We start from the raw sequence: 14,487 nt of genomic DNA, 5'->3' as shown, positions 1-14,487 counted from the left end.
ATTTGAATTATTAAAAGAGAATAAAATATTTTGGATAAATGAACAAATACAAAAAGGAAGACCTTTTCTTTTAGAATTAAATCACCACAACCAATTCAAAGAAAGAAGGTCTTCCTATGAATCAATTTACAACAGATCTTGTTCAAGCTCGAGCAGAGCTACAAATGATGTTTAAAACAAACTAGTGAATAATATCTATAAGAACAACAAATTCGTATTTACACAAAATTATTGAAGGTCCCATTAATTTTCTAAGTAGCCATCTAATTCATTAAAAATGTATATTTATCTCTTCTTTAAGAGCCTTTTCTAAATACTCTTCAAAACTGCTTGCTATAATCTCTTTTCCACCAAAATCAAAATCAAATGTAATGATTTCTGTATTAGGGGAATTAAAACCTACTGGATTCCCTGCACTGTCTACTCCAATAACAATAAAATTCTCATACCCTTCAGGAAGAATATTTCTAAACTGTAGAGATTTCTCTACAAATGATGGTGTAGCAACAAACTCTGCTTCTCTCAATCCTAAAACAATAGCTTCACCAACTGCTCCTGAACCATACTTCAAAAGAAACATTTTAAAGTCCTCAGGTAATTTCACTTTTAGCTCAACTTCAGCTTGCATTACTTCCTCAATATTAACAGTCCCTCCAAATGCTTCTGGGCACATTTCAAGCTCTTCATCAATTGCATTTAACAATTCTATTTTCATTCAATTATCCCCCTTTTAATCATTTCATTAGCATATCTTGCTTTCCAATATTCTTTACAAGTGTAAAAACATAGAAAAACCTTGAAAGGCTTTTAGCCAATTAAGGTTTTTTAATAATGTTATTTTGTTTTAACAGCTTCTCTTATCTGTTCAATAATCTGATAGAGCCACTGAAGTGGTTCTAAACCAGTAGCGGGAAAGTACACACCATCCGCACAAGATTGAATATATTCATTCTTTTCTATATCTGAATAGTCACTTCCAATAAAATCTGTTAAAAAAATAATAGCAAATTCCAGATACTCTTTACTTTCCTCTGTTAATAATTCTTGTAAGGCCTCTTCTGGAGAATCAATATCTTGATGAAAAGTTCCAGCCAAGAACTGAAAAACAGGTTCTTCTAATTTGTTAGAAGACAACATAACATCTCACCCTTTAGTATTAGTTTGGATATCCAGTTAGAATATAATTCCCTGCTCCATCCTTTTTCAAGACAATTCTAGCATTTGTCATACTTTCAACAGTTGTAGAATCTCTTTTTACTCCACGTCCAATAACTTCAGCTCCTTCATAAGATAACACTAACTTTGACTTACTTTGAGGATTACTTATCCAAGCCGCAACTGCTTTTTTGTTATTTAGATTGCTTAAAACCTTACTAGCAACTTTCTCAGCAGTAGCCCTATCTGTAAAAGTAGAAGAGCCGTTAATTCTAGGATTATTTTTTATTCTTTCTAGTAATTCTTCATCAGTTTTTCCAACGTGTCTTTCAATTAAATGACCACCTTTTAGCTCATGTGCAGCCAATCCACCACCAGGTGCAAGAGAACTTGTATCTCCTGGTTTAACATCATGTATACCCTTGGCAATAGCTTTCTCCCCAGTCTTCTGATTACCCCCATTACCACCATCCACACGCTCAATAAACTGATACCCGCCATTCCCCTTCACAGATCCAACACCTGGATATGCTAAACGGTTATCCAGCTTATTTAGACCCAAGTTCTGCAGAGCTGACTGCGTACGCACGTTAATGGCTGCGGCACCTTCATTCAGTTTCTTCTTGGCGGCACCGCTGAGTTGTTCAAGCTTCGTCGTTTTTGCGAGCTTGTCCGCTCCCTTTGTGCCGACTATGCTCATGGCAACGTTAGCGGTTAGGTAGGAAAAATAGTGCCCTCTGCTTTTTGCATCGCCGTTTATAACCTGTTCATTCCAAGAGTCTTTAATTTCGTTACCGATGGTTTTAGCTACGCCTTTTGGATCATCCCAAACGGCTTGTGCGCCTTCTCCAATACTTTGTAACGTTCCTTTTGGGTCTTCTACCATATGTACGAGGTCATTCCACGTATCGACAACGGCATCTGTCGCTCCGCCAGCGACGCCATCCCAGCTTCGTTTTGTGACGTCTAGCGCGGTTTTTGTTCCTTGCTTGATGTTTTCAGCGCTGACTTTCCAGCTTTCTTTGGACACTTCGATGGCAAGCTTTGTGCTCACTTTCGCTTTTGCGAGATTAGATTCTGGTTTGCCTTTGACACCCTATACCTTTTTGTATACATGTAGTGTATCACACCAGTCACAAGGAGATTATTGAACTAAAAAAGCACTCACCGCTTTTTGAACGGGAAGTGCTGTGAAACTACATGATTTCAAATGAAAAGTTGTCAACATTATGCTAGTAATAATTGACTTTGCGTATGTCATGAAATTTCTTGAGGTTTTGGAAACTGGTTAAGATAAAACGATTAGCATCTCAGTGAATTCTCCAATAAAATATCATCATTTATTTTCAGGTCTATGATGACGAACTAAGTTCCACACTCCGTATGGATTATAAAATGGATCATCTTCCTCAAACATTGTACAGTTTTCTTGTTTCAATAAGTATACAGGAGAATTTGGGTCTAAACTAAAGGTTTCTCCATCATTCATTTTTGGATTTTCTATAAGGTTATATAAACAAAACACTTTAAATAATTTCTCGACTTCATTCCCAGTTATACCTTCAGATGGTGTTATAACATCACGATACCCAAAATTATGCATACCAGTAGTGTAAAAAATATTATTTTCACGAGCCATCTGAATAAACGCAGTAAATACTCTTGTAATTTCTTTACTACTTGTTATATCCAACCAGTCATTCTTTGTACGAGCTCTTCCAGAAGATTCAACATTTACCGCAATTCCCCCTGCATGTAATACAGCGCTAGCAACCTCCATAATTTTCATGGCCTTGTCTAAAGAACCGCCTTCCCCAATAATATAAACAATACTTTTGTGTTTTTTCAAATTGTTTATATCTTCTTTAGTAAACGATTCATTTCCTGCTATCTCAAAAGCTTCAGCCACATAATGATTATAATCACTGATTTCTACTTCAAAGAATACCTCTGGTTTTTCAAAGTTTCCTATATGATTACCCATATATATATAACCATTACCATTTCTAGCCATTGCCTCTCTAAATTCATCTCTATTTCCCTAAAATCCAGGTACTCCCAAAATAATCTTTGGCACTTCCACCATAATATCACCTATTATCTCAATTATTATTTTAAATATTTACTACTTCTCCAACCTCTTATTTCACTTTAATGTATCTAAGACTGAATTAACTTTTTCTAAATATAAATCTGGATCGTCCTCTCTTATTTCAACAAGAATTTCCTTAATTACTTGTTTGGTTGAGCTATTTACATTTTCTAATGCCTTAACATAAGGTGCTACTAAACCTCTTGAATTCAAAATTGTCCGATGAATTCTTTCCGCCCAAAATTCTGCATGCGGTAACATTTTAGGTTATGGTTTTTATTATCAAAGCAAATTAGTATTTCTGCTTTTAAAGCTACATTAAAAATAGTGCAAGACAATCCCAAATTAAGTCTTTTTTTAATTACTTTGTCACTTATTGAATTTCCATTATTCGTCCTTAAATTTCAAATGTAAAATGAGACTTTCTAAACTATTGGCTATCTTTTTGTACTCATTTAACTCAAAATCTTCAACAAAAATCTCACCTGTATTGTTGTTTACTACTAATAACATCCCATTTGATTCATAACCGATTGGTATATACTTAAAAGTAAATTCTTTAGATTCTACATAGTCTTTAACAAGCGAAATGAAATAATCTGGTTCAATTCCTGGAATAACAGGGTGTAAATTAACATTATAAGAAGAAATCCAGCCTGTTAATTCTAAAAACCAATACGAATTAAAATACTCCTTAACTGAATTATGTAACTGAACATTATATTGACCTTCAATTTCATCGAAGTTAAATTTCATACTCTTCTCCATTGGTTTCCAAGAAATATATCCATATTCGTCTTCTGTACCGGAGTATATAAATTCAGCCACATCTTCGTTCCATACTATTTTAGGTAATGAATTATTGTATTCCATCCATTTATCTACAAATCTTTCAAAATAAGCTTTTATAACCTCTTTCATATTGGAAATCACTCCTTAATAAATTTCTGTAATAACTCTGAGTAAACTTTATCTTTCCCCCATATTCCTGCTTCTTTTTCTATATTATGAATTCCACCGGAACCTGGATGTAATTTTTGAGGCACTGGAAACGCTTGTCCACCTCCACCAATATGGTGATGAATTAATTTGTCTCCTTTAACACCTTTAAAATCATACTGGGAGAAATATTCCCTAAATACCTTATCATTAACTGGACTATCGGTAAACGGATTCCTTCCCTCTATTATTGCTCTATTATTTGGGCTAAACGCTTCTGGGTGTCTATCAAGTAGTTCACTCCAAAAATACTTTAGATCACGTCTCCACCCCTCAGCATTAGTGTATTTTTCACCTTTTCCACCAAATGGCATCTCAACAACTGTACGTTGATCTGCAATATAAATTGGATCTATATTTTGAAGGTCCACACCACGATATGTTCTAATAGGGTCATTAATATCTTCTATCTTCTTAACCGTTCCTTTAGTACCCTCAGCAACTTTCTCATCCCTAACCTTCGTCCCAACCCCATTACCACCATCCACACGCTCAATAAACTGATACCCGCCATTCCCCTTCACAGATCCAACACCTGGATACGCTAAACGATTATCCAGCTTATTTAGACCCAAGTTCTGCAGAGCTGACTGCGTACGCACGTTAATGGCTGCGGCACCTTCATTCAGTTTCTTCGTGGCAACACCGCTGAGTTGTTCAAGCTTCGTCGTTTTTGCGAGCTTGTCCGCTCCCTTTGTGCCGACTATGCTCATGGCAACGTTAGCGGTTAGGTAGGAAAAGTAGTGGCCTCTGCTTTCGGCATCGCCATTTATAACCTGTTCATTCCAAGAGTCTTTAATTTCGTTACCGATGGTTTTAGCTACGCCTTTTGGATCATCCCAAACGGCTTGTGCTCCTTCTCCAATGCTTTGTAACGTTCCTTTTGGGTCTTCTACCATATGTACGAGATCATTCCACGTATCGACACCGGCATCTGTCGCTCCGCCAGCGACGCCATCCCAGCTTCGTTTTGTGACGTCTAGCGCGGTTTTTGTTCCTTGCTTGATGTTTTCAGCGCCAACTTTCCAGCTTTCTTTGGACACTTCAATGGCAAGCTTTGTGCTCACTTTCGCTTTTGCAAGCCCAGCTGCTGCTTGGGATTGGACATCTGCCCACGTTTCATGAGCTGTGTGCTTCAGTTCCTTTACGCCGTCTGAAACAGCTTGTACGCCGGTGTTCCACCCTGTTTTTGTCGCGGTCCAAGCAGCTTCTGCTCCGTGGGTGACTTGGTCAACGCCTGCGTGAAAACCATCCGTTGTCTTATCCCATGCATGTTCAACGCCACTTGTGACGCTTCCCCAAGCCGCACCCCAAAATCCTTTTTCTTCTTTCTTCTTGGCATGTGGGTTTTCGCATACTTCAAGCGTGAAGCTTTCTTGCGCTTGAATGTTCTTTTGATTTTCGTAGGCTTTTCGCTCGGCTTCTTTGGCTTCCACATACGAAACGGCGCGGCTGTTAGCTTCTCCCTGCATGCCATACACTGGGCTTGCTTTATAGGCATCAAGGTCAAAGTAAAGAGGCGTCGCGTTTCCTGCTTGGCTTGTGGAACTTGTGACGGCTTGAATGTTTTGGGTGACCATATTATAGAAGAATGACAGCCCTTGGTATTCTTGAACGAGATCCGCGTCTAGCTGATTCACGGCTTGGAGCGTATCCTTTCGCTCTTGTTCCGCTTCTTCTAGGTACTGATTGTACTTAGCACTTGAAAAGACGTTGAGCGGTAGGATATGGTCAATCGTATAGAAAATATCCTGCAGAGCGTTTTGCTGCTGGATGATCATTTGCTTAGCTTGCATGTTTCCTTGATGAACGTTTTGGTCTAGAAACGCTTCCGCTACAAATGTACTTCCTTCAAGCTCTGAAGTTCCCATTTTCGCTTCAATGGTTTCAAAAAAAGCTCGGTTTGTTTCAATTAAGTTCAGCCACTGATTAGCAATCTCTGCGTGGCTTTGATAAAAAGCTTTAATATTGTCTGCGCCTTTTCCTTGAAGATCCTCATCTAAAGCGGCGATTCGCTTAAACGCTTTTTGTAACGTTAGTAGTTGCTTTTCCATTTCGTTATATGAACTGATGCGCTCTTTTGCTGTCTCTAGCAGCGCGCTCGCATCATATACAGCGTTTTGCACTCCAAAAAGCTCCTCTCTATTATATACGTTTTCTATCTATCTTTCATCTCACGTCCTAGCTGCGCGCTATCATCTCATCCTGCTCTTTTAGCTGTTTGAGGTTGCTTTCCGTATCCGCTATTTGCTTAGTGAGAAGCTGAATATAATTCGTCATAAGCTGCTGGATTTCCATCTCTTGGTTTTTCATCATCTCCGTAATTTGCAAACGATTGTCTCCAACGCTCTTCATTTCCTTTACGACGATGTCATCTTTCGCTGCCTTTAACGCGTTTAGCTCATTCATGACCGATTCATAGTTTAATTTAATGGTGTTTCCCATGCTTACAGCCTCCCTCTGATGTGACTAATCTTTCGATGCAGCTCCTCCGCTGCTTCTTCTCCTTTATGTACAAGCGAACTTGCTTCCGTTGCCACGAAGCTCAGCCCATTTAATAAAAGCTGTTGACTTTCAAGCTTCACAATTGCCGATTCAATATCCGATAAGTAGTCTTCATACTCATCGTGTAAAATTCGCTTCAGCTCTTCTTTGGCGTTTTCACGCTGTTCATCAAATGAAGTCGCTCGCTTTCCTTTCCATCCTTCTCCAAGCTCTGGATTGGTTACTAAGCTCATATCGTTCATGGAGAGCGTTCTCTCTGACGTCACTTGTTGCTTGGCAGACTCCAACAGCCGAATTTTTTCATTCACTTCCGCTGCTTGATGAGAAATCGTACTTGATAGCCCAGCAATAATCTTTGCGTAATCCACTGACCGCACCTCCGCACAGTATTTTTCCATATTTTATAGTATAAAATAACGAATAATGGTTCTGAATAGGAAGAACCTCTCTTTTTCTACTAATATTTGTGATTTAAATGGAAATGATTAGATGAAAGACCTATACATATTCCATTATTTTCTTCATTGTATATTTTTTATTGACAAATAAATTACATTGTAACTATAATGGTTACAACGGTGGTGATAAGCAATGAAACAAATTAGCAGCCGATTTTCCATGGCCGTTCATACTTTAACTCTAATTGCGGTCGCACCCAGTGAATGCACGGGCGACTTTATTGCAGGAAGCGTGAACACAAACCCTGTCGTTGTGCGAAGAATTATGAGCATGTTGAAAAAAGCTGGCTTAATTGACGTTCGCGCAGGTGTTGGCGGAGCGTCGCTTTTAAAAGAACCGTCGGCTATTACCCTACTCGATGTCTACAAAGCGGTCGATGTGGTTGAAAGTGGACAGTTGTTTAATATTCATGAAAAGCCAAATATCTTATGTCCGGTGGGAAGAACGATTGAAGATTCTCTTTCTGCGGAGCTGCAGGAAGCGCAGGCTGCCATGGAAGAACGATTGAACAAAACGACGATTCAAATGATGATTGAAAAAGCACATGTTAACTAAAGCTCTTTTATGAGCTTTTTTTAAAACATTAGTTGTAACCATTTTAGTTATAACTAGTGTGGTTATAAATATAAAACAAAGTGGAGGAATGAACAGATGAAGCTATTAGTTACAGGAGCAACAGGACAATTTGGTTCCATTGTAGTTGAAACTCTTTTACAAACGGTACCTGTAGAAAATTTAGCAGTGAGCGTACGAAATCCTGAAAAGGCAGCGCACCTAAAAGAAAAAGGAATTGACGTACGTCACGGTGATTTTGATCAACCTGAAACGCTTGCTGAAGCGTTTGCTGATATTGATCGTTTACTGCTTGTATCCACGGATGGAGATAATAAAACGCGCATTCGTCAACATCAAGCTGCTGTTGAAGCGGCAAAGCAAGCGGGCGTTTCGTTCATCGCTTATACAAGCGTCGCAAAAGCAGATGAAAGCACACTTCCCCTTGCAAAAGTTCATCGCGCAACGGAAAAAGCTATTCAGGAATCAGGCATTGCTTATGCTCTTCTTCGCAACAACTGGTATGTAGAAAATGAAGCCGGTACGGTTCAAGGCGTACTTCGCGGAGCGCCTTGGCTAAATCCAACAGGTGACGCGAAAATCAGCTGGGCGTTACGAAGTGACTATGCCCAAGCAGCAGCTGTTGTTTTAGCTGGCAAAGGTCACGAAAATACCGTGTATGAACTAGCAGGCACGCCGCGCACTCAAAATGAACTTGCTGCTATCGCAAGCAGCGTGCTTAAAAAAGACGTGGAAGTCGTAAACGTAGACGATGCTGGATTTAAAGAAGCACTAAGTGGAGCTGGCTTACCAGGCTTTGTTGTTGATATGCTTGTTGAGATGCAAGAGCCAATTCGTCAAGGTTCTCTTAATGTAGAAAGCACTGACTTAGAAAAGCTGCTCGGCCGCACAGCACAACCGCTTGATGTATTCGTTCAGGCGTTGGTAGATTAATAGGCATCAAAAAGGAGAGCCGCGTGTGCTCTCCTTTTTTCTATGCCCAAAGCTTAAAAATCTTCCCTCTCTTCACCGCTTCTGGCTCCTCCATCGCAAGAGCCATTCCTTCAATGACTGCTTCCGCGTTTTCCATAAACGTATAGAGCTGGCCCGTTCCATACTGATCGGAAATAACGTCGTAGGCTTTTGAAAGAGAATAATCCCAATACGTTCGCTCGTCTACGCCTGATGCGATAACGTGAGCGAGTCTGTGCTTGATAAAGGTTGAAGCAGATTTGCGCGCTTGCTTTCCGTTAAGTCCAAGAATACTTCCAGCGCTAAGCTGCGTTACAAAGCCTTTTTTCACAAGGTCGTAGAGTTTATCTGGGTGCTGTTGAAAGACTGGATGACGTTCAGGTGCTTGTAAGATTGGTACAATTCCTTGAAGCTGCAGGTCGTAGAGTAAGCTGTCGAGATTCGCTGGTAGCGTATGATAAGGTAGGGACATTAGTAGATATTTGTCCGTATGGTTCAGTGTAAGAAGCTTTTGTTTTTCATAGTGTTTAAGTAGCTGAGGCGAGGCAGGTACGAGCTGTCCTGGCAAAACGCGAAGTGGAATAAGCGCTTCTTCTAACCAATCGTTGGCGGCGCTCGCATACAAAATAAGCTCATGGCGCGTCACGTCGGACTCTTCCCAAAACAGCGGAGTGGCGACGACGGAGTGAACGCCTTTTTTCACAAGCGAACGCGCCATATTCGTAAACGTCTGCACATCTCTTGGTCCATTATCAATGTTCGGCAAAATAAAGGTTTGAAGATCAATCATTGAACAATGCCCTCCTCCACAAATTGTCTATCTTTATCATACGATGTTTCACGGAGATTCTCTATGGAATTCGCTCGACAACTTATCCAACAATCATTCGTACAATTACAAGAAATACGAAAAGTCCTAACAAAATCCACCAAATTCGCTTATTAATCGTTTGAAAGAAACAAATATAGCTGGAAACAGGTTCAATCCTATCTTCAATAGAGTTTCAACATAAAAAGACAAAAGCTGTAACGAACGAGAGAGTACTACATGAATGTCCGAACCGGCGAGTCCTGCTGACTATCTTTCTATCTTGTTTCACAGCTCTTAGCTTCCTTACCCAAAAAAGAGCGCTCCGAGTATAAGGAAAGCTGTGCCAAAGATTATAACCCAAATAATTTGGTCGTTGCATTTTTTATAAAACCTTGAATACAAAATCATAAAAATAAGGCCAATCCACCATGAACCCGTAAATAACGAACTATAAATTAGAACTAAGATTGCTATAATGATGGAACCTGAAAAGATGAAATCAAAAACAACACTCAACTTCGACTCTTTTCTTTTTTGCTCTGCCTGCATAGAAACCCTCCATTTTTTCGTATCTTCATATATTTTACATATTGTAGAAACGCCTGCATAGAACGAATTGACACTCAGGAAATTAGACCTAAACAAAAAGAATGGCAAGAAGCCATTCTTTTTCTTTTACCATCGTTCCACAACTTGGACAAGCGACCGCATTTTCGGGTAGCTGCTTGCCACACTCTCTACAAAATGCTCCCATGCCTCATTCCCCTTTACTCATACATAATTTTCAAGGTGTGTCTCCCACTCACTGCACAACGGGTATATTGTCACCGTTTATATGTATGCGGAAGAGTTGAAATGCATTTCACTAACATCATTAATTAGCAATTTTCATTAAAGCAAAAAGAGCAGCGAATGCTGACATTCGCTGCTCTTCCACCTTTAGATTGAATAGCAGTACTAACCCTTTCTTCTTGTTTGCTTACTATGAGAGCTTCTTTACTTTCCTTCCCATCCATAAAAATGGCCTCAGCAGGAAATAGAGAAAATGAAGAGGTTTTGGTAATGGCAGTAACTTTGCATCCTTGTAGCTTGGATAAGCTACCGTCATTAAATAACCAACTTTTTGAACAGGAGACTTTAACGAAAGTAAGTATGAAATGATAGATGTAATTTCTTTAGAATCACAAATATATACATATGCTTTTTCTGCTAGCTTCGTTGGTCGGGAACCTTCTGTTGTTGCTTTTAGCTCCTTGTTAACTGGTGTATTCAGCAGCTGAGAACTTAAAATCATTGCCTGCCCGACTAGGTGAGCATAACCTAATTTCTTCATTAATACCTTTACTTGTTGATAATCTAGCTTTTTTTGAAACACTTTATCCATATCTACTAGCCAGCGCAGGCGGAACCAGCCGTGACGTGCCCCATGAACCACAAGGTGCAAAAACAAATCTTCTTCACCTAAAAAAAAGACAGGAGAGCTTGTCAGAGCGCTGCGGCTTTTTCGCTGCCAAAGCTCGTCAAAAGACGGCTCTTTCACCGGAGGGTTATGTAATCGCCAGTGAATTTCAATTTGAATTTTCTTTTGGGAATGCACGTACTCAACATGGTGTGTCTTTCTTTTTGTTCCATTTAATAAAGAAGGCGCTCCATCCTTTACGTAGCCAGAAGCTAAAAGCAGCGCATCTACTTTGTCTAAGTCTGTTTCCCGAACTAAAACATCTAAGTCTTTTGACGTTCGAAGCGAAATATCCCCGTACAAGTGATGAGCAAGAGCTGGACCTTTTAAAAACAACGTTTTGACTTCATTTTCAGCAAATAGCTTGCTTATCTGCTCCATTTCTCCGCTGAGCTGAAGCATCTTAAATGTATTTTTTGTGTACGTCTGCTGTAAGGCTTGGATAATTTCTAACGGAACGATTGTTTGGGGCATGTCCTTTAGTTTCAAATAAATGATGGGCTGGCATCTATGGTGATGAACCAAATCTAAAAATAAGCGCCAGTCAATATTCTGAAGCTGGCCTATGTCTTTCAATTCATTCTTTGATTTTACTAGCTGGATTAAAAGCTTTAGCTCCTTAGATAAAACGGTTAAATCTAATTTAGAATGATTACTCATCATTTCTTTTATACCTGCCTTTATTTTTTAAGAAACTTCCTCTCAAACTTGTAATAAATTAAAGAAATTCATGAAAATCACCTAAAGGAAGCTTCTTTTTTTTGAAAATAACTAAATCCACATGTTTTTTTAATTCCTCCAGCTGCGTAAGCTCCATGTGAATGATTTCATTTTTTACACTACTAATGCTTTCTCTTTCTTTATACGTATCTCTCCACCCAATAAGAGATACAGGAGAAACCCCAAGACCAGCAGCTAGCTTTTGCACAATATCAATTGTTGGATTATCACAAATATTACGTTCTAAATTACTTAAATACGATTTCGTGATCTTAGATCGTTCTGCAAGCTGTGTAAGCGATATGTGCTTTTGCGTTCTTATTTCTTTAACACGGGAACCAATCATGACATTTTCGCACTCTCCTTACAAAATTTATGGTGATTAAAACAGCTCTCACTTATACCAGTTCTAGCTGACCTTTTAACAGCTCCCTAAACGTACCGGCTGGCTGAGCAGCAAGCTGCTGAAACGTGCCTTTTTGCGTAATTTCGCCTTTTTCTAACACAACAATTTGGTCAGCAGCTTCTATCGTTGACAAGCGATGAGCAATAACGATAATCGTCATTTCGCCTTTTAAACGCTCAAGTGATTCTTTAATTTTGTTTTCATTGTTTGTATCCAATGCGCTTGTTGCTTCGTCTAGAATAAGTACAGATGGCTCTTTTAAAATAGCTCTTGCCAAAACGAGGCGCTGACGCTCTCCGCCCGATAACTTTGTTCCTCGGTCTCCAATGACCGTATCGAGCCCTTGCGGCAATTCCTTCACAAACTGTTCTGCCTCAGCAAATTTAAGCGCTTTCCATAATTCATTTTCGCTTGCTTCAGGCTTCACCATCAGTAAGTTCTCCCTTACGCTTGCATGAAACAAAAAGGGATCTTGAGGCACGTAGCTAATGGACTGCCTTAGCGATAAAACGACGTCTCCTTTTAGTTCATTGTCATCTACTAAGACGCTTCCTTTTTCAGGTGAATTCAACCCCATTAACACGTCGATAAGCGTACTTTTTCCAGCTCCCGATGGACCTACAATAGCCGTCATTTGCCTAGGAGGAATGGTAAGGTTAATTCCTTTTAGCACATAGCTTTCACTGTCTTGTTTGTAACGGAAATATACATCTTTGCATTCTATCTCTCGCTGATTACTAGAACGATTTGCGGCTGCTTTGGTTGTTTCTTTCGTAAATTCCCGACTTTTTTTACAGTCTTCCATTAGTTCCAGAAGAGATTGGCAAGCAGGAATGGTTGCGGCTATTTGCTCAACGTTTGACTGAATAGCAGTAAATCTTGGCCACAAGCGGGAAAAGATAAGAATGATGAGTAACAGCTGCTCTTGTTGAGCTTGAAGAAATTCTAAGGAAACAAAGATAAATACGGCAATCAAAAATGCAGACGTCACTTTATATACAAGCTTGGAACTTGATTTCAGTCGAATATATTCTAGCTGTTCGTCACTCATTTTAAGCGTTAAGGATTGCAGCCAGTTAACATGTGACTCTTCTAACGCGTTGCTTTTTATATCTTTCATTCCATTTAGCTGATCCGTTATGCCTGCCATGTATTCTTCTCCAAGCTTAGAGGTTCTACGACCTAAGTATTTTGATCTCTTTACGAACCTTTTAGAAAAATACCCCAAAATAACGCCCAATAGCAAAATGACAACCGTCAAGTTTACGGATAGCCATAAGGCGATAGCAACTTGGATAAACATAAACGTCACGTTTGAAATAAATTGAAGAAAAAAATTGATTCCGCCTATCACACGAGCTAGCTCAGCGGTTAAGAGATTCGTAAGATCTGATTTTCTTTTTCGTAGAAAGAGCCCCCATTCAGAAGCAAGGAGTGAGCTGTAAACCTCCATTCTTAAATGCCGGCTAAACCTTTCTCGAATTCTTACATCTCGAATCGATAGGCTTCTTTGCAGCACGTTTTGTCCAACAATCAGTAACAGATAAAGGCCTAACGCAAAAGGTAGATAGAGACTGTGAGGAACGTTATGAAACAGATTAAAAAATGGGAGTAGCTTGTCTGAACCAACACTCGCGTCAATAATTCCTCCGATGCTCAGCAAGGGAATGATAAGTAAAATGCCAACTCCTTCAAGCAAGCTGACAATCACCATTCCAAATAGGTTAAAATAAAGAATCTTTCCAGAAAATTGGTGTAATCTTTTTACGTAGTATAATAGTGGTGCCAAGTTCTGTCCTCCTAGACTAACCCATAGCCGTATATGATGCTTTAGGTTTTGCTGTGAGTGATTGTCGTTTTTTTATTGTTCATCCGCTTAGAAAACTTCCCGACCACGGTAAACTGCTCTTTTCCTTCCGAACCGGTTACGTATACAGATCCGCTTCTCAGCCACGCATGCGCAATGAGTTTTCCCTGTTTATCCTTTCCGGTTCCAAGGTAAAGCGTGCTTTCAATCTGGCGTCTTTCTAGCATCTTCATACCGGCTACTGCTTTTACTAGACATTGGCTTTCCCAAAACGTATAGTGACTCATTCGATGGATTGCCTTTGAAATATTTTGCAGCACAACATAATCGGATGTGCTTTCGGAAAAGCTTGTTTCTGTCATAGGCTCACCTAGAGTAGGAGCAACTCTTGAAAACGGAAGCGCTTTAAAAATCCTTCCATAGCCTAAGTAATACAAGGCTTCCAGCAATAGTATCTTTTCACTTGTTTCTAAGCATAAAAAATTTCTCATTTTTTTTATTAGTTTCATACCAGCTACTCCTCTCCCTTTACTATTAAATGAAGAGAAGC

Annotated in this window: 16 protein-coding genes; 2 read left to right on the top strand and 14 right to left on the bottom strand. The window is 39.4% G+C overall.

Annotated elements, in window-relative coordinates; translation table 11 throughout:
- Positions 1–271: 271 nt before the first annotated feature.
- From NIZ91_05860 to NIZ91_05825, 8 genes are all read right to left on the bottom strand, one after another.
- Positions 272–715, bottom strand: coding sequence for an SMI1/KNR4 family protein (locus NIZ91_05860; GenBank protein ID USY56177.1), 444 nt, complete (start codon positions 713–715; stop codon positions 272–274).
- Between the two features lie 119 nt (positions 716–834).
- Positions 835–1,137: a contact-dependent growth inhibition system immunity protein gene (locus NIZ91_05855; protein USY56176.1), complete on the bottom strand. Its 303-nt coding sequence runs from the start codon at positions 1,135–1,137 to the stop codon at positions 835–837.
- 19 nt (positions 1,138–1,156) lie between these two features.
- Positions 1,157–2,209, bottom strand: a complete 1,053-nt coding sequence (locus NIZ91_05850; protein ID USY56175.1) for a WXG100 family type VII secretion target — start codon at positions 2,207–2,209, stop codon at positions 1,157–1,159.
- Positions 2,210–2,491: 282 nt separating this feature from the next.
- A complete protein-coding gene (locus tag NIZ91_05845) occupies positions 2,492–3,169 on the bottom strand; it encodes a DUF4261 domain-containing protein (protein ID USY56174.1) in 678 nt (225 codons plus the stop codon).
- 465 nt (positions 3,170–3,634) lie between these two features.
- The gene (locus NIZ91_05840) at positions 3,635–4,168 is read right to left on the bottom strand and encodes a SecY-interacting protein Syd (protein ID USY56173.1); all 534 of its coding nucleotides are present in this window, start codon (positions 4,166–4,168) and stop codon (positions 3,635–3,637) included.
- An 8-nt stretch (positions 4,169–4,176) separates the two neighbouring features.
- Positions 4,177–6,372 (bottom strand): T7SS effector LXG polymorphic toxin, encoded by a 2,196-nt coding sequence (locus NIZ91_05835; GenBank protein ID USY56172.1) that lies wholly within the window; start codon positions 6,370–6,372, stop codon positions 4,177–4,179.
- A gap of 55 nt (positions 6,373–6,427) precedes the next feature.
- On the bottom strand, positions 6,428–6,691 hold the full coding sequence (locus tag NIZ91_05830; GenBank protein ID USY56171.1) for a YwqI/YxiC family protein: 264 nt from the start codon (positions 6,689–6,691) through the stop codon (positions 6,428–6,430).
- Positions 6,692–6,693: 2 nt separating this feature from the next.
- The gene (locus NIZ91_05825) at positions 6,694–7,119 is read right to left on the bottom strand and encodes a hypothetical protein (GenBank protein ID USY56170.1); all 426 of its coding nucleotides are present in this window, start codon (positions 7,117–7,119) and stop codon (positions 6,694–6,696) included.
- Between the two features lie 223 nt (positions 7,120–7,342).
- Between NIZ91_05825 and NIZ91_05820 the strand changes: the two genes are divergently transcribed.
- Both NIZ91_05820 and NIZ91_05815 read left to right on the top strand, forming a co-directional pair.
- The gene (locus NIZ91_05820; GenBank protein ID USY56169.1) at positions 7,343–7,765 is read left to right on the top strand and encodes an Rrf2 family transcriptional regulator; all 423 of its coding nucleotides are present in this window, start codon (positions 7,343–7,345) and stop codon (positions 7,763–7,765) included.
- Positions 7,766–7,861: 96 nt separating this feature from the next.
- On the top strand, positions 7,862–8,716 hold the full coding sequence (locus tag NIZ91_05815) for an SDR family oxidoreductase (GenBank protein ID USY56168.1): 855 nt from the start codon (positions 7,862–7,864) through the stop codon (positions 8,714–8,716).
- A gap of 40 nt (positions 8,717–8,756) precedes the next feature.
- Here NIZ91_05815 and NIZ91_05810 read toward each other — a convergent pair whose 3' ends face one another.
- The 6 genes from NIZ91_05810 to NIZ91_05785 all read right to left on the bottom strand — a co-directional run bounded on the left by NIZ91_05810 (position 8,757) and on the right by NIZ91_05785 (position 14,446).
- On the bottom strand, positions 8,757–9,524 hold the full coding sequence (locus tag NIZ91_05810) for a capsular biosynthesis protein (GenBank protein USY56167.1): 768 nt from the start codon (positions 9,522–9,524) through the stop codon (positions 8,757–8,759).
- A gap of 658 nt (positions 9,525–10,182) precedes the next feature.
- Complete coding sequence (locus NIZ91_05805; GenBank protein USY56166.1) at positions 10,183–10,299, bottom strand: zinc-ribbon domain-containing protein; 117 nt, start codon at positions 10,297–10,299, stop codon at positions 10,183–10,185.
- Positions 10,300–10,527: 228 nt separating this feature from the next.
- Positions 10,528–11,667: a nucleotidyltransferase family protein gene (locus tag NIZ91_05800; protein USY56165.1), complete on the bottom strand. Its 1,140-nt coding sequence runs from the start codon at positions 11,665–11,667 to the stop codon at positions 10,528–10,530.
- A 55-nt stretch (positions 11,668–11,722) separates the two neighbouring features.
- Entirely contained in the window at positions 11,723–12,070 is a 348-nt protein-coding gene (locus tag NIZ91_05795; protein ID USY56164.1) for a helix-turn-helix domain-containing protein, read from the bottom strand.
- A gap of 52 nt (positions 12,071–12,122) precedes the next feature.
- Positions 12,123–13,919: an ABC transporter ATP-binding protein/permease gene (locus NIZ91_05790; GenBank protein ID USY56163.1), complete on the bottom strand. Its 1,797-nt coding sequence runs from the start codon at positions 13,917–13,919 to the stop codon at positions 12,123–12,125.
- Positions 13,920–13,960: 41 nt separating this feature from the next.
- On the bottom strand, positions 13,961–14,446 hold the full coding sequence (locus NIZ91_05785; GenBank protein ID USY56162.1) for a lasso peptide biosynthesis B2 protein: 486 nt from the start codon (positions 14,444–14,446) through the stop codon (positions 13,961–13,963).
- Positions 14,447–14,487: the final 41 nt, after the last annotated feature.

It is taken from the genome of Bacillus sp. 1780r2a1 (assembly GCA_024134725.1).
Lineage (GTDB): Bacteria > Bacillota > Bacilli > Bacillales > Bacillaceae_H > Priestia > Priestia aryabhattai_A.
Note: the sequence above shows the minus strand (reverse complement) of the source record. Positions and strands in the feature narration are given on the sequence as shown.